The following is a 22,568-nucleotide window of genomic DNA, read 5'->3' as shown; positions in this document are numbered from 1 at the left end:
GCCACGCGCCACGCGCCACACTCCGCGCGACGGCGGGTCGGGCGAGGAATTCCCCATGGTCCTGGGACAATGCGGTTGCCGCGCGGATGTCGCGGCGATCTCGAGCGCATGCTTCACCGCAATGGAAGGGACTCACTGTGAGCGCGGACAAGACTCTGACCTGGTCTTACACCGAGGAGTTCCCCTTCGAGGACGAGGCGACCTCCCAGGCTCGCCTGCGCGGCATCGAGCTCGGCACCGCGCCGGTCTCCCCGGCCACTGGCGCGGCCCTGCGCGCGCTCGCCGCGGCCGCGGGCGCGAAGTCTGTGGCGGAGATCGGGACGGGCACGGGGGTCTCCGGACTGTGGATCATGGCCGGCATGGGCGCCGACGGCGTGCTGACGACCATCGACGTCGAGGCCGAGTTCCAGCGGGAGGCGCGACGGGCCTTCGACGCCGCCGGGTACTCCGGCCACCGCACACGCATCATCCAGGGTCGGGCCTCCGACGTCATGCCCCGTATGGCGGCGGGCTCTTACGACATGGTGGTGCTCGACGTCGACCCGCAGGACGCCGCCGACCTCCTCCAGGACGCTTTGCGGATGCTGCGCGCCGGGGGGTCGCTCGTCATCACCCACGCGCTGTGGCGCGACCATGTGGCCGACCCCGCGCGCCGCGACGCCGTGACGGTGGCCGCCCGAGAGTTGGGTAAGACCCTACGGGACGCCGACGGGCTCCTGACGTCGCTGCTCCCCGTGGGCGATGGGTTGCTCGTCGCCGTGCGCCGGAACTGAGGGCGGCGGAAGCAGGATCGCACCGAGAGGCGCCATCTCGCACCGAGAGGCGCCATCCGCACCCACTGGTGCGTCCTACCCGCACCTGTCGGCGCAAACAGCACCGCTCGGGGCGAGGCGCACCTGTCGGGGTTACACGCACCTGTCGGAGTAACGCGCGCCGCTCAGGATGAGGCGCGACCTCCGGGCCGTGCGAGACAGATGCAGGATTGCACCGAGAGGCGCCATCCACACCCACTGGTGCGTCCTACCCGCACCTGTCGGCGCAAACAGCACCGCTCAGGGCGAGGCGCACCTGCCGGGGTGACGCGCACCTGTCGGCGCAAACAGCACCGCTAGGCGCGAGGCGCACCTGCCGGTGCGAGGCGGAAGAAGGACCGCCCCGATCCGGGAGCGGTCCTTCTCCTGCGCGAGACGGCCGTTGGGCCCCTCCGACGGTGGATGGGCGAGCGGCCAGCCGGTTCCGGTGCTCGGCGCCGGGCGTATGGGTCAGACCTTGACAGTGGCCAATGCGTCTTTGAGGGCCTTGATCTCGTCAGGGGTGATCTCGACGACCAGGCGGCCGCCGCCCTCGAGGGGCATGCGCATGATGATGGCGCGTCCCTCCTTGACGACCTCCAGGGGGCCGTCCCCGGTACGGGGCTTCATGGCAGCCATATGCATCCCTTCCATCGTGCTCACGCGGCTCCGCCCGCGGTGCTGCCTCTTATTCTAAGGCATGATGCTCGATGGCACGATAAGCACGATAAGTAGGACACAGGGCTAACGGTCCGGGGCCCGGCTCATTCCGGTGACGTGGGACGGATCCTCTGGGCGCCCGCGACCACGTACTCGACCGCCTCGGCAGCGGTGTCGACGACGCGCAGCAGGTCGAGGTCCTGCGGCGCGATCATGCCCGATCCCAGGAGCGAGGAGCGGATCCAGTCGACGAGCCCGCCCCAGTACTCGCGCCCGACGAGCACCACGGGGAAGGAGTCGACCTTACGGGTCTGGACCAGTGTGATGGACTCGAAGAGCTCGTCAAGAGTTCCGAAGCCGCCGGGCATGACGACGAATCCATCGGAGTACTTGACGAACATCGTCTTGCGGGCGAAGAAGTAGCGAAAGTTGATGCCGAGGTCGACGTACTCGTTCATGGATTGCTCCATGGGCAACTCGATGCCGAGTCCCACGGACAGGCCGCCGGCCTCATGGGCCCCCTTGTTGGCGGCCTCCATCATGCCCGGGCCGCCGCCGGTGATGACGCCGTAGCCGGAGCGGACCAGCCCCGCGGCGATCTCCTCGGCGAGGCGGTAGGCGGGATCGTCCCGCTTCGTGCGCGCCGAGCCGAAGACGCTGATCGCGGGCCCGATCTCCGACAGGGCGCCGAAGCCCTCGACGAACTCAGACTGAATGCGCAGCACCCGCCAGGGGTCGGCGTGGAGCCAGTCGGCGCGCTCGGTCGCGGACAGCAGGCTCGCGTCGGAGGTCTGCCGGGGGATCTGCGTCCCCCGCAGCAGGACAGGGCCCTTGCGGTAGGTCTGGCGATCAGTCATGTCCGCATTGTGTCATCGTGCGGACGGCGAGCCCCCTGACGCAGGTGCGCCACAGCCTCTGGCCTGCGACATCAGATGTTGTGGGAGGTGCCACGCATGAACGCCATCACCTTCTCCGCTAAAAGAAGGATCCGACCGGTACGGTCAAGTCATGACCCACTCCCCCAAGGTTGCCCCGACCACCGGAGTTGTCCGTACGACCGTCGCGCAGTGGATCGCCGAGGACCCCGATGAGACCACTCGCGAGGAACTGGCCGGCCTCCTGGCCCGCCACGAGGCGGGGGATCCCGCCGCCACAGCCGCCCTTGCCGAGGCCTTCTCCGGCCCCCTGACCTTCGGGAGCGCGGGCATGCGCGGCAGGCTCGGCCCCGGCCTGGGCAGGATGAACCGGGCCGTGGTCATCCGCGCGACGGCGGGCCTGTGCGCCTATCTGCGCGAGGAGGTCGGGGCCGGCTTCGTCGTCGTCATCGGCTACGACGCCCGCCACTGCTCCGATGTCTTCGCCCGAGACGCCGCCGCCGTGGTCACCGGCGCGGGGGGCCGGGCCCTCCTCATGGACTCCCACTGCCCTACCCCGCTGCTGACCTTCTCCCTGCGCGCGCTGGGCGCGGACGCGGGCATCATGGTCACCGCCTCGCACAACCCCGCCCAGGACTCCGGTTTCAAGGTCTACCTCGGCGGCCGGGCGACCAACGATTGGGACCGCGGCGCCCAGATCGCTCCCCCGCAGGACGCGGCGATCAGCGAGGCCATCACCGCCCTGGGGAGCCTGGAGACGATCCCTCGCGCGGAATCCGGCTGGGAGTTGATCGGGCCCGAGCTGCGCGAGGGGTACATCGAGCGCGTGGTGACCGCCGCCAGGACGACCGCGGCCGCGGACCTGCGAATCGTCCTGAGCGCCATGCACGGGGTGGGCGGTCGGATCTGCGTCGAGGCGCTGCGCCGCGCGGGCTTCGACGACGTCGTCGTGGTCCCCGAGCAGTTCGAGCCGGATCCGGGATTCCCCACGGTGGCCATCCCCAACCCCGAGGAGGCCGGCACCATGGACCTCCTGCTGGACCTGGCCCGCCGTGAGCGCGCGGACCTGGCCATCGCCCTCGACCCCGACGCGGATCGCTGCTCCGTGGCCGTCCCCGATGAGACCGTGGCCGGCGGCTGGCGCCAGCTGACGGGCGACGCCGTCGGGATCCTCTTGGGCGAGCAGGCGGCCGAGCTGGCGGCCTTCACCGGCACCGGCGTGCTCGCCTCCTCCATCGCCTCAGGCCGGATGCTGCGCAAGATCGCCCAGGACCACGGGCTGGCGCACCGCATCACCCCCACGGGCTTCACCTGGATCAGTCGCGTTCCCGGGCTCGTCTTCGGCTACGAGGAGGCGATGGGCTACTGCGTGGATCCCGCCTCCGTGCGGGACAAGGACGGCATCGCTGCCGCGGTGCGCATGGCCCTGCTCTCCTCGGTCCTCAAGGCGCAGGGCCGCTCCCTGGTCTCGCTCCTGGACCGGCTCGCCCAGCGGCACGGCCTGCACCTGACCTGCCAGATGAGCGCGCGCGCCGACGACGCGGGGGTCATCGACGGCGTCATGCGGCGCCTGCGCGAGGGAGGGGCCCCCGCGAAACTGGCGGGCTCGCCCGTGGTGGACGTCTTCGACCTCATGGACGGGGCCAGCGACGGCAATGGCGCGCAACTGCCGCCCGCGGACGGGATCATCATCAAGACGGCCGCCGACGACCGCGTCGTCCTTCGCCCCTCGAGCACCGAGAGCAAGCTCAAGTGCTACTGCGAGGTTGTCATGGAGATCCCCGACGGCGAGCCGGTCCCGGCCGTCCGAACCGCGGCCTCCGAGCGCCTGGCGGTCATCAGGGCCGATCTGCGCGGCGCGCTGGGGATCTGCGCCTGATCCCCCGCCAGCAGGCCGCCGCCAGGTAGGCCGAGGCGGCGACGGCGGCGATCATGCCTCCCACGGAGAGCCGAAGCGCCACGCCGAGCACGAGTCCGGCCAGCGCGCACGCGGCGCCGAGCAGGGGAGCCCCGATGAGGAGCCCGCGCGCGCTGCGGGCCGAGGGCGCCAGCGCGGCCGCGGGGGCGGCGATGAGGGCGATGGGCAGGATGGTGCCGACGGCGGGCACGAGCACCACGATGGTGGCGGTGATGAGGACGAGCACCGCGCCGTCAGCCCAGCCCGCGCTCAGGCCCGCCGCGCGGTGGCCCACCGGGTCGAAGGCGTGGAAGACCAGGGCCCTGCCCGTCAGGGCGACCACGGCCGCGGCCACCGCCAGGACCGCGCCCGTGGCGGCCACGTCCACGAGCCCCACGTTGAGCACGGAGCCGGTGAGGAAGGAGTCGATCTTCAGCGGCAGGGGCTTGAACCAACTGGCCAGGAAGTAACCCAGGGCGAAACCGATGGTGAGCACGATGCCCGCGGCCGCCTGGGGCCCCAGCCCCTCCACGCGGGTCAGTGCGCGCATGAGCGCGGCCATGGGCAGGCACATGAGGGCCGCGCCCACGAGCAGCGTGGCGCTCAGCAACTCGAACCCGGGGCGCCCGTGCCCGAGCGCCCCAGCGATCCAGGTGGCGGCGACGACGCCGAGGATCGCCCCGGGGAAGGTCGCGTGGGTGAGGGACTCGGTGAAGAAGACGCGGCGGGACAGCAGGGCCAGGGCGCCGGCGAGGCCGGCGAGCAGGCCCATGAGGACCGCTTCGACCGCGGGCAGGGCCAGCAGCCCCAGTGAGACGTCGGTGAGACCGCCCGCGCCGGGCGTGCTGGCGGTCGCCCCTGCGCTGGCGGTCGCCCCCGCGCCGGGGGCGGCCCCCGCGCCTGCTGCGACTCCCATGGCGGCGATGGCCCATGTGACGCCGATGCCGCTCATGCCTTCTTCCCCCTGCGGGCCCGGCGCCGCGCGGAGGCCGCGATGATCGCGCACAGGAGCAGCGCCGTCGTCGCGAGGCTCACGGCCGCCTGCGGGGAGACGGGCCGGGGGCTGGGCATGACGGCGGCCAGCATTCCCAGGTAGCCGCCGAGCACGCCGGTGGCCACGGCGATGATGACCATGGGGCGCACCCGGTGGGCGAGGACCCGCCCGGTGGCGCCGGGGACGATGAGGGCGCCGATAACGAGCAGCGTGCCCACCGCGGTGGAAGCCGAGACGACGACGGCCGCGATGGCCGCGTTGAGGGCCATGTCGAGGGCGAGGAGCCGATGGCCGGCGGCGCGGGCCCCCACGGGGTCGAAGGCGTAGGCGATCTGCCCCCGCCAGGTGACGGCCACGAGGATGATCGCCACGAGGCAGGCGAGGAGCGCATGGGCGAGCCCGGTGTCGGTGATCTCCAGGAGCCTCCCGAACATGAGGGCCTCCAACTGCCCGGACCTGTCCCCCTTGGCCAGGGACAGGATGATGCCCACGGAGAAGAAGCCGGTGAGCAGGACGGCGGTGCCGGCCTCGGCCCCGCCTCCCCCGGCCGAGCGGCGGGCCCCGGCGACGCGCCCGGAGTGGTGGGTGAGAACGGTCAGGCCTGCCGCCGCGATCATGGCGACGGCGGAGGCCGCGGGGATGATCGCCTCGATCCCCCAGAAGGCGGCGCCGGCCACGATCCCGGGGAAGACGGCGTGGACGAGGGCCTCGGCGCTGAACTCCGCGCCCCGCAGGTTCACGAGCACCCCGACGACGCCTGAGACGATCCCCAGCAGGACCACCATGACCAGGGGCCGGAAGAAGAAGGGGGCGCTGGCCAAGGGCACGAGGCCGGGCGCGTCAACAAGCGCCAGCCTCAGCTGCTCGACGGCGCCGGCCACGAGGGCGGTGAGCGGATCCGTGGTGCTCATCAGTCCTCCTCTGTCCCGAGCAGGAGGTCGTCACGGCCTCTCGCGCCCGTGCCGTAAGCCCGTTCGATGAGCTCGGGGACGAGGACCTCCTCGCGGGGCCCGAAGGCGATCTGGCGCCCAGCAAGCAGGGCCACCTGCTCGCAGCACTCGCGGGCGATGACGAGGTCGTGGGTGGAGATGACCAGGGCGACGCCGTCGTCCTTGAGGTCGGCGATGATGCGCAGGAGGGCGTCGCGGTTGGGCTGGTCGAGGCCGTTGAAGGGCTCGTCAAGGGCGATGAGCCGGGGGCGGGCGGCGATGCAGCGGGCCACGAGGACGCGCTGCTGCTGGCCGCCGGACAGGGTACCGAAGCGCCGCCCAGCGGCCTCGGCCAGGCCCACGGACTCCAGCGCGGCCAGGGCGCGCCGCCGGGCCTCGCGGCGACGCGCCCCGAGCAGCGGGAGCGCGCCAAGGCGGGCCATGGAGGCGGTGATCCCCATGAGGACGACGTCGAGGACGGTGACGGGGAAGGCGGGGTCGAGGTCGGCGACCTGGGGGACGTATCCGATCGAGCCCCTCCGGGCCCTGCCGGGCTCCCTCCCGCAGACCTCGATGCGCCCGGCGGTGATGTCGACCATGCCGAGCAGCCCCCGCAGCAGGGTGGTCTTGCCTGAGCCGTTGGGGCCGATGAGGGCAAGCGCGGTGCCGGGCCCCACCTCGCCGGTGACGCCGGTGAGCGCCACGGCGCGCCCGTAGGCGAGGGCGGCGCCCTCGCAGTGGACGACGGCGCCCCCGCCCGCGAGGTGCCCGGGTCTCACTGCGCCGCCGCCTTGGGGGTCCAGGCGGCCAGCGAGGCGGGGATGGGGGCCGCGGTGCCGCCCCAGGCGTTGGTGAGGCCGGTGACGTTGTGGAGGATGGATCCGATGTAGGTCTCACCGTCGGATCCGGGCTCGCCCAGCGAGTCGCCGTAGAGGGCCTCGTCGCCGATGATCGCCTTGACGCCGGCGGTCTGGGCCACCTTGCGCACGGAGGCGGGGTTGTTGGAGTTCTCGGCGAAGATGGCCACGGCGCCCGAGGCCTTCACGGCGTCGGCGGTGGTCTGGATCTGCTGGGCCGTGGCGTCCTGCTGGGCGTTGAAGTCGGACAGGGCGGCGCCCTCGAACCTCAGGCCGTAGGCCTTCGACAGGTAGCCGAAGGCGTCGTGGCTGGTGAACAGGACGCGCTTGTCCGCTGGAACGGTCTCAAGGCTGGAGCGGGCCCAGGAGTCGAGCTCGGTGAGCAGGGAGGCGTAGGTCCCCGTGTGCTCGTTGATGGTGGCCGCGCCGGCCGGGGAGGCCTTGGCGAGGGCCTCACCGATGTTGCGCACCTGGACCATGGCGCCGGCCGGGGAGGTCCAGACATGCGGGTCAAAGCGGAACTCAGGCTCGGTCTCGCCTTCCTCGGGGGCGAAGGGCCAGGGGGCCACGTCGACCTTCTGGCTCCCGCGCTCGACGGTGTAGGGCAGGTCCTTCTCCTTGGCCTTCTGGGCGTCGAGGTCATCGACGTCGGCGGCCCCGTAGACGCCGGAGGTGACGACCATGGTGCCCTTGAAGCCGGTGGAGGCGACGGCGTCGTCGAGGAAGTGCTCCAGGTCCACCCCCGAGACGAGGAAGAGATCGGCCTCGGACAGGGCCTTGGCCTGCGCGGCTGTCATGTCGTGCTCATGGGCGGAGGCGTTGGGGGCGAGCAGGCAGGTGAGCTTGATACTGGCGCCAGCCTTGGCGCCTTTAGGGCCCAGGTGGGTGGTGGCGCCGTCGGCGCCGGTGCGCTCAAGGGCCAGGGAGCCCGAGCCGGAGGGATTGCCCCCGGTGGCGATCTGGGTGACGTAGTCGCAGATCTGGGTGGTGGAGGCGACGACTTTGATGGCTCCGTCCCCGCCCGCCGGGGAGGTCTCGGCGCAGGCGGCCAGAGCGGGGGCGGCGAGGGCGATGGCGGCGACGGCGCTGACGGCCCGGCGCCCGGGGCGGTGGAGGGTTCTCATGAGCCCGACATTAGTTTCGGCTACCCGAAATTCGCAAACCCGAAATTCCTTTCTCGGGCCTCGCGCGGGGCGCCGGGCTGGCTGCTCGCGCCGATCGCGGACCGGCACCGGCGGGGCGATCAGCGGGGCAGGATGAGGGCGAGAAGGCGGGGCCAGTGCCCCAGCGCCTCCGGACCGCCCGCTTGACGCCTGGGGCGAGCGGGGGCCCCGAGGCGCCCAGGGCGCGCCCCCTGGGCGAGCGCGCTGAGAAGGTCGATCTCGTGGACACGCCCACCGCTGGGCTCGTAGAGGCGCAACTGCCCGGGGCCGCAGTCGCCGGGGAGCCGGGCGCCATCGCGCGGCAGGGCGAGCACGTAGTGGCGCGGGATGGCGGGGCCGGCGAGCATGGCCGCCGCGGCCGACCGCGCCCGGTTCCGCCAGCCGGCCCGGTCGGCGGGGGCCCGCAGGAGCGGGCCGCCCGCGAGCAGGAGGATCGGCAGGCCGTCCGCGAGGTGGGCGCGGGCCTCCTCAAGCGCCTCGGGGAAGGCGCGGCCGGTGTCGCGCGTCCAGCGCACCCGGTATCGGCGACCGGTCATGCGGGTGAGCTCACGGGCCAGGGACCAGGGGGTCGAGCCGAATGCGCGTGGCCAGGGCACCAAGCGGGCGATGGCCCGGCGGTTGAGCGAGCGCTGGATGCGCCGCTGCGCGTCCGCCGGGCCCTCCCCCGGCGGTGCCCCCTGCCCACCGCCCGCTCCGGCGACCGCTCCGCCGACCGGCTCGCGCCCCAGGAGGGCGCTGGCGACCAGCAAGCAGGTGGCCCCGCAGGTGGTGGGGTCCATCTGGGTCATCGAGGTCGCGGCCGTGAATCGCGCCTCGCGCCGGCCAGGTGCCGTCATCGCCGTTGCCCGCGCACAACCGGGCTACAGCAGGCCCGTCCGGCCGTCCCGCTTGAGGCGGTCGACGGCGCCCTTGACGTCCTGAGCGCGCTCCGGCGTCGTCACCAGCAGGGCGTCCGGGGTGTCGACGACGATGAGCCCGGGCACGCCGAGCAGCACGACCCTCCGCCCGGTCGTCGTGGCGACGAGCGCCCCCGAGGATCCCACGGCCTCGACGTCGGCGGCGGGGCCGCCCTGACCGGCGCCGTCGAGCACGGCGACGCCCGCGGCGGGCCCCTCGGACACAACGGGGACGAGGGCGGACAGCGCGTCGAAGCCGCCGACGTCGTCCCAGCCCATGGCGGCCGGGACGGTGGCCACTCCCCCGGCGGCGGCGACGGGCTCGGCGATGGCGTGGTCGATGGCGATCCTCTCCAGGCCCGGCCAGACGCGCTCCAGGACCGGCTCCCGCTCGGGGGTGTCCCACGCGGCGGCGATCTCCTCCACGCCGGCGGCGAGCTCGGGGCGCTGGGCAGCGAGGTGGTCGAGGAGGACCCCGGCGCGCATGACGAACATGCCGGCGTTCCAACGGTACTCGCCGGTGGCGAGGTACTCCGCGGCGGTGGCGACGTCGGGCTTCTCGGTGAAGCCGAGGACGACCCGGCCCTCGGGGGCCCCGGGCACGGAGGTGGGGCCGCCGGCGTGGATGTAGCCGAAGGCGGTGGAGGGGTGGGTGGCCTCAATGCCGATCGTGACCACCCAGCCCTCCTCGGCCAGCGCCGCGGCCTGGCGCACGGCCTCGGCGAAGGCGCCCTCGTCGGCGATCGTCTGGTCGGCGGCGAACGAGCCGACGACGGCGTCCGGCCCGTGGCGTCGGGCGATGACGGCGGCGGCCAGGCCAATGGCGGCCATGGAGTCGCGGGGGGAGGGCTCGGCGAGGATCGACTCAGCGGGCACGCCCGGCAGTTGCGCGGCGACGGCCTGGGCATGGGCGGCGCCGGTGACGATCGTCGTCGTGGCGGCCACGGGCTCCAAGCGGGCGACGGTGCCCTGCAGGAGGGTGCGCCCGGCGCCGGTCAGATCGAGGAGGAATTTCGGGCGCTCGCGGCGGCTGAGCGGCCAGAGCCTGGTGCCCGCGCCGCCGGCGGGGATGATGGCGTGGATGGGCTTGCTCTGGCGGTCCGGCGCTGCGGCGCGCCGGGCTTCGGGACTGGCGGGGAAGTCGGTCATTGGCCCAGGCTAGCGGGGATCAGCCCTCGGGAGGAGCGTCCTGGCCGGCGGGGCGCTCCCGATCCTCGGCCGGCGCGGGGGCGCGGTCCCCGGCCGGCGCGGAGGCGCGGTGGTCGGGGCGCTCCGTGGGATCGACCTCGACAGTGCCGGTCAGGGACTGCCGGGGCCAGGCCAGTGTCTCGGGGACGGACAGGGTGACGTAGTTGGGGCGGGCCCTGGCGTGGACCTCATCGGGGTGCTCGATGACGGCGGGCCGGGGAGGGTTGGCGATCCAGGCCGCGATCATGAGGAGGGTGCGGCTGGCCAGGTGCAGCCAGAGGATGAGGATGACGATCGCGGCGAAGGAGGCCAGGAGGGGGTTGTGCCAGGTCGACCCGACGGCGCGCGAGCCGATCTCGCGCAGCGCGCCGAAGGCGACGGCGCCCAGGCACGCGCCCTCGGCTAGGTCCTTGCGGGGGACGCGGATGCCGCAGGCTGCCAGCAGGAGGGCGAGCACGGCGGCGTCGATGAGGAAGGAGATGACGACGGCCGCTACGTGGCTGCCAGCGCCACTGAGCCAGGCGGGCAGCCCGATGAGGCTGGCCGTCGAGCCGGCGAGCGCCGTCGTCAGGGCCGATGCGGCGGCGGTGGCGAGCACGCCGGTCATCATGACGAGCAGCGCCACGAGGTTCCACGCCCATGCCCTCACGGGGTTCTCCGGGAGGCGGGCGATGCCGAACATGGCGCGCAGGGCGGTCTTGAGGACCCCCATGAGGGCGGCGGCGGAGTAGAGGAGGGCGCCGCCCGCGGCGAGGGAGCCGATGTTGAGCGCCGAGCCGAGGGTGAGCTGGTCGATGGTCACCAGGCCGCCCGAGCCGGTGTCGATGACGCCGGGGAGGGCCTGGTCGATCTGCTCGAGAACGCGGTCGCGCAGGGCCGGACGGCTGCCGAGCAGGCCCATGAGGATCGTGACGCCGATGGCCAGGGCGGAGAAGACGGAGAACAGCCCCGTATAGGCGATGCCCCCGGCCAGGAGCGCGCCGCGGGCCATGGCGTACCGGGCCAGCGCCCGCCCGAGGCGGCTGGACTTGTAGCGGTCGATGAGCGCGGCGGCGCCCGCGCGCGTCGTGGTGATCGCGCGCGCCATGCCGCTGCCGCCCTGACGCCTCACGACGGCGCCGACCCGCCCAAGGGGATACGCGCCAGGAGCGCGCAGTGGTCCCGGTTCAGGGTGTGCAGGAGCACCTGCCCGGCGACGAACGCGGCGTCGAGGGCCGCCCCGGCCCGCATGGCGGCGTCGAGAGCGGCCCGGCCCACCTCATGGGCAAGGGTGACGTGGGGGTGGAAGGGGAAGCGCAGGGGGGCGCTGAGCGGGCCGGAGGCATCGCGGATGTCCTGCTGGAGGGAGCGCAGCGCGTCGCCGCCACCGATCACCTTGAGGTAGGCGACGGCGCTGACGGGCAGGAAGGTGGCGGCCCCTTTAAGGCGCAGGTCGATCGGCGCGTGGGCGCGGGCGACGTCGGCCAGGTGCTCCTTGATGGAGTCGAGCCGGTCGGTCGGCACCGCCGTGGGCGGCAGGAGGGTGATGTGGGGGGCGATCCGGGCGGCGAGCGGGTCCCCGGCGTCGCGGCGGATGTCGCGGATCGTGGCGGCGAAGGGCTCGGGAACGGGCACGGTGACACCGACCACGCTCTCGCGGTCGGCGGGCTCAGGGACCTCCATGACCCTCCTCTCCGCGCGTTGGGGGCGCACTCGGCGGTCGCATCGGGCGTCCGCGGCGGCGGGGTCCACCACGGGCTGACCAAGCCTAACCCGCATCGCCCCTCAAAGGCATCGCCCGCATGGCACGATGTGCGTTATGAGCGACCTCACCACCGACGCTGACGCCGTCACGCCCCCCGCCGTCCCTGATTTCTCCCCCGCCTTGACCAATGAGGAGGGCATCGCCCAGGCCACCGCCCTGTTCCACGAGGCCTTCGGCGCCGACCCCGACGGCGTCTGGTACGCGCCGGGGCGCGTCAACATCATCGGCGAGCACACCGACTACAACGGCGGTCTCGCGCTGCCCATCGCCCTGCCGCACCGCGCCTTCCTGGCGCTGCGGCGCCGGGATGACCGCACGGTGCGCCTCATCTCGCCGCAGACGCGCGAGGCCGTGGACGTGCTCGACCTGGACGCCATCGGCCCCAAGGGCACCCCCGGCGAGGTCCCCCATTGGGCCGCCTACATCGCAGGGGTCGCCTGGGCCCTGGAGCGCGACGGACTCGGCCCCCTGCCGGGCTTCAACGCCGCCCTAGTCTCCTGCGTCCCACTGGGGGCAGGCCTGTCCTCCTCGGCCGCCCTGGAGTGCGCCACGAGCGTGGCCCTCGACGAGATCGCGGGACTCGCGCTGGCCGGGCCCGCCGACGCGCCCGCCGACGCCGGCCGCGCCCGCCTGGTGACCTCCTGCGTGCGGGCGGAGAATGAGATGGCCGGGGCCCCCACGGGCGGCATGGACCAGTCGGCCTCGCTGCGGTGCCGCGCCGGGCATGCCCTCGAACTCGACTGCCGCGACGGCGAGGTCGTTCACGTCCCCTTCGATCTGGCCGCCGAAGGCCTGGCCCTGCTCGTCATTGACACCCGCGCCAAGCACTCCCTGGCCGACGGCCAGTACGGGGCGCGCCGCTCCGCCTGCGAGCGCGCGGCGGAGATCCTCGGCGTCGAGTTCCTGGCCGATATCGCGCCCGAGCGCCTGGAGGAGGCGCTGACCAATTTGCGCGAACGCGGTGGCGAGGAGGCGGAATTGCTGGTCGCCCGCGCGCGCCACGTCGTCACCGAGATCGCCCGGACAGTCGAGTTGGTCTCCCTCCTGTCCGATGGCTCCCCGCTGGTCGGAGAGAAGCTGGCCAGAGTCGGGGAACTCATGGACGCCTCGCATGAGTCGCTGCGCGTGGACTACGAGGTGACCTGCCCCGAGTTGGACGTGGCCGTCGAGGCGGCGCGCGCCGCTGGCGCCCACGGGGCGCGCATGACCGGCGGCGGGTTCGGGGGCAGCGCGATCGCCCTGGTGGACGCCGACCGGGTGGACGATGTGGCGCGCGCCGTCGTCGCCGCCTACGCGCGCGAGGGATTCACCCCTCCGGCATTCATCGACGCCGTCCCTAGCGCCCCAGCTGGCCGCGCGACAGCCTGAGGCGCGCGCAGAACCGCCTTGCGCAGCGGGCGTCCGGCGCTCCCGGAGGAGCGCCGGGCGCCCGCTCCCGCTCGCTTCCGGCCCCTTGCTCACCCGCTCCCGCTCGCCCGCGCGCGGAGGCGGGAACCGCCAGGGCCACAGTCATGGAAGCGCGGCTCGCCAGCGAGGTTGTCACCACCCCGGCCGATCAGGGTGATAACAATGTCATTGCGCCCACATCCCCTGCCCCCGGCATTTGCTAGTGTCATCTTCATAGCCGCCGAGGTATGACGATTCCCCATCGCCAGCCCGGCTCCCTACAAGGACGAGCATTCCCACCCCGAGCGCCCCCAGCGCCCGGCTATTTCCCACCGGCGGGGAAGGGCGTGTCGCGTCAGATCCGCAACGAAGAGTGACAATGAGTTCTCGTTCCCATACCCCACCGCACGCCAGACGCGTCGCTCACTGCGCCTTACTGGCCCTCTGCGCGCTCGCCCTCATCTGTGTTGACGCGGTCAGCATTCCCCGCTCTCTGAGCCCCATCCCGCCCGCCCAAGCTGCGGACGGGATCTTCCAATGCACTCCCGGGACGGTGTACAACGTGACCGCCAACGGGACCATCAACAAGCTCTCTCCCGACGGCACTGTCTCACATGTCGAGGGATACGACTATCCCTTTGAATGGTTCTACGACGGAGACAAAGCGAACGGACTGGGTATCGAGAAGAATGGGGCCGGGGCCTACTTCCTCATCCAGAAACGCAGTGATCATCAAGTCAGGATCGTCCATTACTCCAATGGAAAATGGACAGGCACAGATCGGATAGACTCCGATCAATGGGGGCTCCTCAACGGGACCTATATCGCCGGCGGGGTCCAGCCCTCCACGGGCGACTACTACTTCGGCGGCTACGAGGAGGTCACCGACCAGTGGACCAGAAGGACGCACCTGCACTTCCGCGTCTGGCGGATGCCCAACGGCTACCTGGAAGCCAAATGGATCCAGGATGTGGGATACATTGACGTCGGCGAGAAAATCGATAACGGCGATGGCAATGGTGACTTGGCCTTCGACGATGCCGGAAACATGTTCGTCGTCCGGAGTTCAAGCACCTCGGGGCTCACCCAGATCTTCTCGGCGACCGCTGCGGCTCTCGCCGCGGACAGTGGCAGCAAGTACCGCATCCCGGCGAACACCACCAAGGCCGACAGAATCTCGAACAATAAGGCGGTCAACGGCATCGCCTTCGACGCCGAGGGGAAACTCTACCTCTCGGACGCGAACAATGTGGGCACCTACGACCCGGTCAGTTTCAACCAGATCAGCCCGAAGATCAACAAGAGCAGCCTCGGCACGGACATCAACGGAGAAGCCTCAGAAAGCACTGACCTGGCCAGTTGCGGCTCGCCCGCGACCTTCATCCTGAAGAAGAACATCGTCAAGCGGCAGAACGCCAACGATCAGTTCAAGCTCTCGGTGAGCTACGACCCGGCGGGCGGCGAGATCGCATCCGTCCAAACCACGGGAGGCGCCAACGGCGTGCAAAAGGAGGTCATCGGAATCTTCCCCGTGTTGGTCAACACCGACTTCTCCTTCTCAGAGAGCGCGGCCAACGGCGCGAACCTCTCCAACTACTCCTCATCGTGGAGCTGCACGCAGAACGGGAGCAAAACCCCATTCGCCCAGGGCAACGGAGCCAGCGGAACCGTTCGAATCCCCCAGCAGAGCAGCGTCGTCGTGGAGTGCACGTTCACCAACGCCCCCCTCTCCGGCTCCGTGGCCTGGGACAAGACGGCCAGCAACGCGCCCTCCCAACTCCTGCCCGGCTCTGAATGGTCCCTCACCGGCCCCGGCGGCACCACGCTGGCGGTGAAGGACTGCACCTCCGCAGGGCAGTGCGCCGGCACTAACGACGCCGACCCCGCCCCCGGTAAGTTCCTCGTCGAGAATCTTCCCCTGGGCGATTACTCCCTCGCCGAGACCCTGGCTCCCAAGAACTACAAGAAGGCCACGAGCGTCTGGAGCGTGAAGATCACGAGCGCTCAGCGCGCGGCGCGTGTCATCGGCGTCTCCAATGATCCCCTCGAGGCGACCCTCACGATGACCAAGAAGGCCCTCGCGGTGGACGGGAGCCCGCTGCCCAACTCCCGTGCGGACTGGGAGTTGACCGCCGCCGCCCAGGACGGCTCGACCGTGGTGGGAGGCACCCAGGTCACATGGGACGACGGCACGGTGGACAATCCCTGGACCGTCACCGTTCCCCCCGGCGAGGACACCGGCACCGTGACCATCAGTGAGGGCGCGGCCGAGGGCTGGGAGAACAAGGCGATCTCCTGCACCTCCGCTGACGGCTCCCCCCTTGCCGTCACCCCCACCGGCAACCCCGGCGAGGGCACGATCACCCTCTCACCCGGCGCCAATGTCGCCTGCGAGTTCACCAACCAGCGCAAGCCGGGCACGCTCACCTGGACCAAGACCGACGCCAGCACCGCGAAAGAGCTCCCCGGCTCCTCCTGGACGATCAAGGGCACGGGCGCCGGCGCCGCTGGAGTGACCGTGACCGATTGCGTCGAGATCGGGAAGTGCCAGGGCGGGATCGCCGACTCCGACCCCGCTCCCGGCAAGTTCAAGGTGACGAACCTGCCCTGGGACAACTACACCGTGACCGAGGCCGCCCCGCCCAGCGGGTACGTCCTGGACACCACCGCCCGACCCGCGCGGATCTCGAGCACGAGCCTCGCGGTCGATCTTGGAACCATCACGAACACCCGGGCCACCGGCACGGTGTCCTGGAAGAAGGTCGATGGCGATAGCAACGAGGCCCTGGCGGGCTCCGAGTGGACCCTCACCGGCCCCTCCTTCCCCGCCGCGACCGTGATCACCGACTGCGACTCCGGCGATTGCAAGGCCAAGGCCGCGGGCGCGACCTACTATGACGCCGACCCGACTCCCGGAAGCTTCCAGGTTGAGGGCATTCCCGCCGACGGCGCGGCCCTGGAACTCACCGAGTCCAAGGCGCCGGCCGGGTACCGGCTCGACAAGAAGCCGAAGGCGTTCAGCATCACGGTCGGATCGGATGGCGCCGTCGTGAACCACGTGTTCAACGATCCCTTCCCGAACTACAAGGGCCCAGTGCCCGCGCTCCCGCTGACCGGCGGGATGGGAGCCGATTTCTTCTACCTCGGAGGACTCGGCCTGGGCCTCACCGCGATCATCGCGCTCGTTGTCAGGCAGTCGCGCCGTCGTCGGGCCTGATCCCGCCGCGGCGGAAGGCTCGCCTAGGTAGGCGGAAACCGGGTCCGGGGGCTCTCCCCGGACCCGGTTTCGCTCTACCTGGAGCCGCGCCCCAGCTACAGCCGGTAGTCGACGACGAGCGGGGCGTGATCGGACCAGCGACCCTGGTAGTCCTCGGCGCGGTCCACGCGCAGACTCTCGGCGCGCTCGGCCAGGCCGGGGGTGATGACGTGGTAGTCGAGGCGCCAGCCGACGTTGTTGTCGAAGGCCTTACCGCGCTGGGACCACCACGTGTAGGGGCCCTGGGCGTCGGGGTGGAGGTGGCGGGAGGCGTCCACCCATCCAGCGTCAAACCAGGATTCCAAGTGGGCGATCTCCTCGTCGAGGACGCCGGCGACCTTGTTGTGGTTGGGCTTCCAGTTCTTGATGTCCCGCTCGGAGCGCACCACGTTGAGGTCGCCGGCCATGAGGATCTCACGGGCGCCGTCGGATGCCTCCGACTCGGCCAGCAGCGCCGCCATGCGGGCGTCAACCAGGTCGAGGTGGGCGTACTTCTGGTCCATCTTCTCCGTGCCTATCTGGCCGGAGTGCAGGTAGGCGGAGATGACGGTGAGGACGCTGGGGGCGCCCGGAGCGGCGCCGGGCAGGGCGAGGTCAGCCTCCAACCAGCGGCCGGAGTCGACATCGGGCTCGTCGCTCCCGGGCGCGGCCACGCCCAGGCGGGTCCGCCCCACCGTGATGCCGCTGCCCTCGCGCACGGCGACGGCGACTCCCGCGCGCCCCTTGATGCGGCAGGGCCAGACGATGGGCTCGTAACCGGGGAGGAGCGGGGCGGCGATCTCGGGGTCGGCGCGCACCTCCTGCAGGAGGAGGACATCGGGCGCGGCGGTGGCGAGCCAGTCCCCCATGCCCTTGCGGGCGGCGGCCCGGATGCCGTTGACGTTGACGGTGGCGATTCGCATGCCGCCCAGCGTACGCGGCCGGGATGCGCTCGAAGCGGGGCCACACCCGGCGGAGCCGAGCGGCGATTCCAAGTGCCACCTGTCACAATGGGGGCATGAGGAGCATCGGCCGCGACGGCGGCGCCAGCGCGCGGGCGGCGGCACGAGGGCGCACGATCCACGCCCTGGTATCAGGAAGGGTCCAGGGGGTCGGCTTCCGCTGGTCCTGCATGGAGGAGGGCGAGCGCCTGGGCCTGGTGGGCGAGGTGCGCAACCTGCCCGATGGCGATGTGGAGGTTCTCGCGCAAGGCCCCGCCGACGACGTGGCGCGCCTCATCGCCTGGCTCTACCGCGGCCCGCGCTGGGCCTCGGTGAGCGCCGTCGTCATCACGGACCTGGAGCCCGGGAGCCTGAGGAAGCGGGCCTTCGTCATGGGCAACTGACCGAGACCGGTCGAAAACAAGAGCGAGACCGGTTCACGGACCGGTCTCGCCCCTATTTTCGACCGGTCTCGGTCAGGGGGTCACGTGGGCGGCGCGCTCAGCGGCGCGCTCGGCGGCGCGCTCGGCGGCCTCCACGACGTTGGCCAGCAGGAGGGCGCGGGTCATCGGCCCCACTCCCCCGGGGTTCGGGGAGAGCCAGGAGGCCACCTGGTCGACGCCGTCGGCCACGTCCCCGACGATCCGGCCCTTGCCGGTGACGGGGTCCACCACGCGCGAGACGCCCACGTCGAGCACGACGGCGCCCGGGGCCACCATCGCAGGAGTGATGATCCCGGCCGAGCCGGCCGCGGAGATGACGACATCCGCGCGGCGCACATGCGCGGCGAGGTCGGCGGTGCCCGTGTGGCACACGTCCACCGTGGCGTTGACGTCCTTGCGGGCCAGCAGGAGGCCGATGGTGCGCCCCACGGTGACGCCGCGGCCGACGACGCACACGTCCTTGCCGGCTAGGTCGATGCCATGGCGGGCCATGAGCTCGATGCAGCCGCGCGGCGTGCACGGCAGCGGCGAGTCGATGGGCCCGGCGCCGCGCAGGACGAGTCGGCCGAGGTTCGTGGGGTGGAGTCCGTCAGCGTCCTTGTCGGGGTCGATGCGCTCCAGGATGGCGTTGGTGTCGACGCCGCGCGGCAGCGGCAGCTGGACGATGTAGCCGGTGCAGGCGGGATCGGCGTTGAGGCGATCGATCGCGGCCTCGATCTCCCCCTGGGTGGCGGTGGCAGGCAGGTCCGCGCGAATGGACTCGATGCCGACCTCGCGGCAGTCCGAGTGCTTGCCGGCCACGTACTTGACGCTGCCCGGGTCCTCGCCGACGAGCACCGTGCCCAACCCGGGCACGACGCCGCGCGCCCGCAGTGCCGCCACCCGCTCGGTGAGCTCGGCCTTGATGGCGGCGGCGGAGGCCTTGCCGTCCAGGACGCGGGCGGCGCCCTCCCAGGGGGCCCTCACTGGACCAGGCCCGGGTAGAGCGGGAAGGCGTCGGTCAGGGCCGTCACCCGCGAGCGCAGGCCCGTGAGCAGGTCCTCGGTGGCGTTGCCGGCGGCGCCCGCGGTCAGCGCGGTGGCGATGATCTCGGCGACCTCGGTGAACTCGGCCTCACCGAAGCCGCGAGTGGCCAGGGCCGGGGTGCCGATGCGCAGTCCGGAGGTGACGCGCGGGGGGCGGGGGTCGAAGGGCACGGCGTTGCGGTTGACAGTGATCCCCGCGGCGTGGAGGAGGTCCTCGGCCTGCTGGCCGTCGAGGGCGGAGTCGCGCAGGTCCACCAGGACGAGGTGGACATCGGTGCCGCCGGTCACCAGGCTGATGCCCGCGCCGCGCACGTCGTCGGCCAGGAGGCGCTCGGCGAGGATCCGGGCCCCGGCGAGCGTGCGAGCCTGCCGGTCCGCGAACTCCGGGGTCCCGGCGATCTTCATGGCGATGGCCTTGGCTGCGATCGCGTGCATGAGGGGCCCGCCCTGCTGGCCTGGGAAGACGGCAGAGTTGAGCTTCTTGCCCCACTGCTCGGCGCGGTTGGACAGGATCATGCCCGAGCGCGGCCCGCCGAGGGTCTTGTGGACGGTGGTGGACACGACGTCGGAGGCGGGCAGGGGGCTGGGGTGCAGTCCTGCCGCGACGAGCCCGGCGAAGTGCGCCATGTCGGTCCACAGCGCGGCGCCGACCTCGTCGGCGATGGAGCGGAAGGCGTCGAAGTCCAGGTGGCGGGGGTAGGCGGACCAGCCGGCGATGATGACGCGGGGGCGCTCGCGCAAGGCGGTCTCGCGCACCTGCTCCATCTCGATGCGGTGGGTGGTCTCATCGACGCCGTAGGCGGTGGCGTGGTAGTTCTTCCCGGAGAAGTTGATCCGCATGCCGTGGGTGAGATGCCCGCCGTGGGCGAGGGACAGGCCGAGGATGGTGTCGCCGGAGTCGGCCAGGGCGTGGAGGACGGCGGCGTTGGCCTGGGCCCCGGCGTGAGGCTGGACGTTGACGTACTCGGCGCTGAAGACGGCCTTGGCGCGGTCGATGGCGAGCTGCTCGGCGACGTCGACGACCTCGCAGCCACCGTAGTAGCGCTTGCCGGGGTAGCCCTCGGCGTACTTGTTGGTGAGCACACTGCCCTGAGCCTGGAGGACAGCGCGGGGCACAAAGTTCTCAGAGGCGATCATCTCGAGCGTTCCGCGCTGGCGGTCGAGCTCGCCGTCCAGGACGGCGGCGATCTCGGGGTCGAGCTCGGCCAGGGGGAGGTTGTTGAGGGAGACGGTGGCTGGGGCGGTCATGCTTCTCCTGCGGGTACTCGGGCGCGCGTGCGCGCCGCGGCGGGCGATCCGCGGCCCAGGCGGGCGACCCCGGATCTGCGTGTCATGCCGCTCCCCGGTGGTGATCCACCCGGCGCCAGTCGCGACGGCCATACCCTATCGCGCCCGGCGGCGCGGCGGGCGGCGGCGCGGCGGGTAGCGGGCGACGGCGCGGCGGGTGGCGGGCGGTGGGCGGTGGGCGGTGGGCGCCTCCTACCCCGAGTGGTGCCATCCACCCCGACTGGCGCCTCCTGCCCCGAGTGGTGCGATTTCCACCGAGTGGAGCGTCCTGCCCGCACCAGTGGGCGCAAACCGCACCTCTCAGTGCCAGCCGCACCTCTCAGTGCCAGCCGCACCCGCCAGCGCGCGACGACGCCGAAGAAGCGGCGGCACGGCGGGCGGCGGGTAGCGGGTGGCGGCACGCCAGTCGACCGGCGCTTCCTACCCCGAGCGGTGCGATTTCCACCGAGTGGTGCGTCCTGCCCGCACCAGTGGGTGCAAACCGCACCTCCCAGTGCAAACCGCACCCGCCAGCGCACGGCGATCGACCGGCGCCCCCAACCCCGAGCGGTGCCATCCACCCCGAGCGGTGCGATTTCCACCGAGTGGTGCGTCCTGCCCGCACCAGTGGGCGCAAACCGCACCTCCCAGTGCAAACCGCACCCGCCAGCGCGCGACGACACCGAGGAAACGGCAGGTGGGAAGCGGCGGCACGGCGATCGACCGGCGCCCCCAACCCCGAGCGGTGCCATCCACCCCGAGCGGTGCGATTTCCACCGAGTGGAGCGTCCTGCCCGCACCAGTGGGTGCAAACCGCACCCGCCAGCGCGCGACGACGCCGAGGAAGCGGCGGCACGGCGGGTAGCGGGTGGCGGCACGGCGGGCGGCGGCACGGCGGGCGCTTCCTGCCCCGAGCGGTGCGATTTCCACCGAGTGGAGCGTCCTGCCCGCACCAGTGGGCGCAAACCGCACCTCCCAGTGCCAGCCGCACCTCTCAGTGCGAGCGGCACCCGCCGCCCCACTGCCCCACTGCCCCGCCGCCCCGCCGCACCCGCGCCCCTCAGTCGCCGCCGAACCAGTCGTCCATGGCATCGCCGTCGGGGCCGCTCCAGGCCAGGGCCGTCACGAACTCGTCGGGCCGGAGCAGGATGCGGGAGAAGGCCTCGCGCACGCGCTCGCAGGCGGCGTCGTCGGCGATGCCGGTGACCACCAGGTGGCAGCGCGGGCCGACAAGCCCGCCCGCTCCCGCCTTCGGCGCCTCCTCCTCACCCCAGGGGGCGGGCGCCTCGTCCCAGCTGCCGGCGTCACCAACGGTGACGGCACCGCCGGCGACCTCCCATGCGCAGACGCGCCCGGGTCGGCTGGGCAGCCAGAAGCAGCCGCGCGCACACATGCCCGCCCCGGCGAGGTCGGCGACGAGCTCGCGCAGCCGCTCGGGATGGAAGGGCCGGTCGGAGGCCAGATCGAGAGTGCGCACGCCGTGCTCCACCGGCCCTCCCCAGGCGCGGGTGGAGGCGGGGTGGACCCGGGCGACGGCGGCGCGAGCGTCATGGCGCACCGACAGGAGGGCGTCGAGGACCGGCGCGTCGAATCCGGGTAGGAGGAGCGCGTCGTGGGCGCGCAGGTGCTCGACGAGGTCCGCGCCCGCACCCTCCTCCCCCACCGCGATGATGACGTCGGCGTAGCCGAGCCCCAGCATGTGGACCTCGCCGGTGCAGCGGGGGTCGCCCTCGCCCCAAGCCAGGCCTCGGTCAGCCAGCGGGATGTGGGTGAGGATCTCGTCGACGGCGGTGGCGGTGAGAACCGCGTGGGCGACACCCGCGAGCGCGACGCCCGCAACCGACTCAAGCTCCTCCGCCAGGCGCGGCACGAGGTGGACGATCTCGATCGCCGGGGGCAGGAGGATGACGGTGACACCGTTCGGCTCGTCGTCGGCGCGGTCCTCGGCCACGGCGAGGAGCACTTCGCGCAGGGAGCAGGTGGGGCAGGACGTGGGCATGTCGACGTCGAGCACGGCGGGCTCGGCGAGCGCCGGGGAGGACTCGCCGTCGGGGGCCTGCGAGCCGGTCGAGGACAGTCTGATGACGCCGTTGTCTCCCTGATCGGGGTGGATCGTGGCGGCGATGACGAGGGCGTCCTCGCCGTGGAGGCTGAGGGCCGCCAGGTCCAGCAGAGCGGGATCGACGGCGCTGATGAGGGCGATCCGATGGCCGGCGCCCGCGTGGGGGCCGCGGGAGGAGGGCCGGTCCGCCCCCGGCCGGGATGAGTCGAGAGTCAT

The 22,568-nt window shown here is 72.2% G+C and carries 19 protein-coding genes and 1 riboswitch; of the genes, 5 read left to right on the top strand and 14 right to left on the bottom strand.

Annotation, left to right across the window (positions count from 1 at the left end; translation table 11 throughout):
* Positions 1 to 137: 137 nt before the first annotated feature.
* Positions 138 to 773, top strand: coding sequence for an O-methyltransferase (locus tag GVV75_RS08130; RefSeq protein ID WP_159814284.1), 636 nt, complete (start codon positions 138 to 140; stop codon positions 771 to 773).
* A 489-nt stretch (positions 774 to 1,262) separates the two neighbouring features.
* On the opposite strand, the gene GVV75_RS08125 is transcribed toward GVV75_RS08130, so the two are convergent.
* Both GVV75_RS08125 and GVV75_RS08120 read right to left on the bottom strand, forming a co-directional pair.
* Positions 1,263 to 1,430, bottom strand: a complete 168-nt coding sequence (locus tag GVV75_RS08125) for a DUF3117 domain-containing protein (RefSeq protein ID WP_159524657.1) — start codon at positions 1,428 to 1,430, stop codon at positions 1,263 to 1,265.
* Between the two features lie 125 nt (positions 1,431 to 1,555).
* On the bottom strand, positions 1,556 to 2,308 hold the full coding sequence (locus GVV75_RS08120; protein ID WP_159626099.1) for a TIGR00730 family Rossman fold protein: 753 nt from the start codon (positions 2,306 to 2,308) through the stop codon (positions 1,556 to 1,558).
* Positions 2,309 to 2,459: 151 nt separating this feature from the next.
* Between GVV75_RS08120 and GVV75_RS08115 the strand changes: the two genes are divergently transcribed.
* Complete coding sequence (locus tag GVV75_RS08115) at positions 2,460 to 4,205, top strand: phospho-sugar mutase (protein WP_159718130.1); 1,746 nt, start codon at positions 2,460 to 2,462, stop codon at positions 4,203 to 4,205.
* Here the strand turns inward: GVV75_RS08115 and GVV75_RS08110 are convergent.
* The 8 genes from GVV75_RS08110 to GVV75_RS08075 all read right to left on the bottom strand — a co-directional run bounded on the left by GVV75_RS08110 (position 4,165) and on the right by GVV75_RS08075 (position 11,912).
* A complete protein-coding gene (locus GVV75_RS08110; protein ID WP_268891791.1) occupies positions 4,165 to 5,175 on the bottom strand; it encodes a metal ABC transporter permease in 1,011 nt (336 codons plus the stop codon). The two genes, GVV75_RS08115 and GVV75_RS08110, sit on opposite strands and share 41 nt — an antisense overlap.
* Positions 5,172 to 6,128: a metal ABC transporter permease gene (locus tag GVV75_RS08105; RefSeq protein WP_159524596.1), complete on the bottom strand. Its 957-nt coding sequence runs from the start codon at positions 6,126 to 6,128 to the stop codon at positions 5,172 to 5,174. The genes GVV75_RS08110 and GVV75_RS08105 overlap by 4 nt, the downstream gene beginning before the upstream one ends.
* On the bottom strand, positions 6,128 to 6,925 hold the full coding sequence (locus GVV75_RS08100) for a metal ABC transporter ATP-binding protein (RefSeq protein WP_159626095.1): 798 nt from the start codon (positions 6,923 to 6,925) through the stop codon (positions 6,128 to 6,130). The genes GVV75_RS08105 and GVV75_RS08100 overlap by 1 nt, the downstream gene beginning before the upstream one ends.
* Entirely contained in the window at positions 6,922 to 8,127 is a 1,206-nt protein-coding gene (locus GVV75_RS08095) for a metal ABC transporter solute-binding protein, Zn/Mn family (protein WP_159626093.1), read from the bottom strand. Before GVV75_RS08095 ends, GVV75_RS08100 begins: the two co-directional genes overlap by 4 nt.
* Positions 8,128 to 8,246: 119 nt before the next feature.
* On the bottom strand, positions 8,247 to 8,945 hold the full coding sequence (locus GVV75_RS08090; protein ID WP_159814282.1) for a hypothetical protein: 699 nt from the start codon (positions 8,943 to 8,945) through the stop codon (positions 8,247 to 8,249).
* Between the two features lie 81 nt (positions 8,946 to 9,026).
* Positions 9,027 to 10,211 carry a mannose-1-phosphate guanylyltransferase gene (locus tag GVV75_RS08085; protein ID WP_159626089.1) on the bottom strand — a complete coding sequence of 395 codons (1,185 nt, stop codon included), beginning with the start codon at positions 10,209 to 10,211 and terminating at the stop codon, positions 9,027 to 9,029.
* Positions 10,212 to 10,230: 19 nt separating this feature from the next.
* A complete protein-coding gene (locus GVV75_RS08080; protein WP_159814280.1) occupies positions 10,231 to 11,337 on the bottom strand; it encodes a YihY/virulence factor BrkB family protein in 1,107 nt (368 codons plus the stop codon).
* 20 nt (positions 11,338 to 11,357) lie between these two features.
* Positions 11,358 to 11,912: a 2'-5' RNA ligase family protein gene (locus GVV75_RS08075; RefSeq protein WP_159626085.1), complete on the bottom strand. Its 555-nt coding sequence runs from the start codon at positions 11,910 to 11,912 to the stop codon at positions 11,358 to 11,360.
* A gap of 136 nt (positions 11,913 to 12,048) precedes the next feature.
* Between GVV75_RS08075 and galK the strand changes: the two genes are divergently transcribed.
* Positions 12,049 to 13,362 (top strand): galactokinase, encoded by a 1,314-nt coding sequence (gene galK / locus GVV75_RS08070; protein WP_159814278.1) that lies wholly within the window; start codon positions 12,049 to 12,051, stop codon positions 13,360 to 13,362.
* A 571-nt stretch (positions 13,363 to 13,933) separates the two neighbouring features.
* Positions 13,934 to 16,597, top strand: a complete 2,664-nt coding sequence (locus GVV75_RS08065; protein ID WP_159814276.1) for an MSCRAMM family protein — start codon at positions 13,934 to 13,936, stop codon at positions 16,595 to 16,597.
* Between the two features lie 95 nt (positions 16,598 to 16,692).
* Here the strand turns inward: GVV75_RS08065 and GVV75_RS08060 are convergent, their stop codons facing one another.
* Positions 16,693 to 17,538, bottom strand: a complete 846-nt coding sequence (locus tag GVV75_RS08060; protein WP_159524587.1) for an exodeoxyribonuclease III — start codon at positions 17,536 to 17,538, stop codon at positions 16,693 to 16,695.
* A gap of 95 nt (positions 17,539 to 17,633) precedes the next feature.
* On the opposite strand from GVV75_RS08060, the gene GVV75_RS08055 reads away from it, so the two are divergent.
* Positions 17,634 to 17,960, top strand: a complete 327-nt coding sequence (locus GVV75_RS08055) for an acylphosphatase (RefSeq protein ID WP_159524586.1) — start codon at positions 17,634 to 17,636, stop codon at positions 17,958 to 17,960.
* Positions 17,961 to 18,032: 72 nt separating this feature from the next.
* On the opposite strand, the gene GVV75_RS08050 is transcribed toward GVV75_RS08055, so the two are convergent.
* From GVV75_RS08050 to GVV75_RS08040, 3 genes are all read right to left on the bottom strand, one after another.
* Positions 18,033 to 18,965 (bottom strand): bifunctional methylenetetrahydrofolate dehydrogenase/methenyltetrahydrofolate cyclohydrolase, encoded by a 933-nt coding sequence (locus tag GVV75_RS08050; protein WP_159814274.1) that lies wholly within the window; start codon positions 18,963 to 18,965, stop codon positions 18,033 to 18,035.
* Entirely contained in the window at positions 18,962 to 20,272 is a 1,311-nt protein-coding gene (gene glyA / locus GVV75_RS08045) for a serine hydroxymethyltransferase (RefSeq protein ID WP_159524585.1), read from the bottom strand. Before glyA ends, GVV75_RS08050 begins: the two co-directional genes overlap by 4 nt.
* 46 nt (positions 20,273 to 20,318) lie before the next feature.
* A riboswitch (ZMP/ZTP riboswitch) is annotated at positions 20,319 to 20,405 on the bottom strand.
* A 945-nt stretch (positions 20,406 to 21,350) separates the two neighbouring features.
* The gene (locus GVV75_RS08040; protein ID WP_159814272.1) at positions 21,351 to 22,568 is read right to left on the bottom strand and encodes a GTP-binding protein; all 1,218 of its coding nucleotides are present in this window, start codon (positions 22,566 to 22,568) and stop codon (positions 21,351 to 21,353) included.

Source organism: Actinomyces sp. zg328 (assembly GCF_009829635.1).
Taxonomy (GTDB): Bacteria; Actinomycetota; Actinomycetes; order Actinomycetales; family Actinomycetaceae; genus Actinomyces; species Actinomyces marmotae.
Note: the sequence above shows the minus strand (reverse complement) of the source record. Positions and strands in the feature narration are given on the sequence as shown.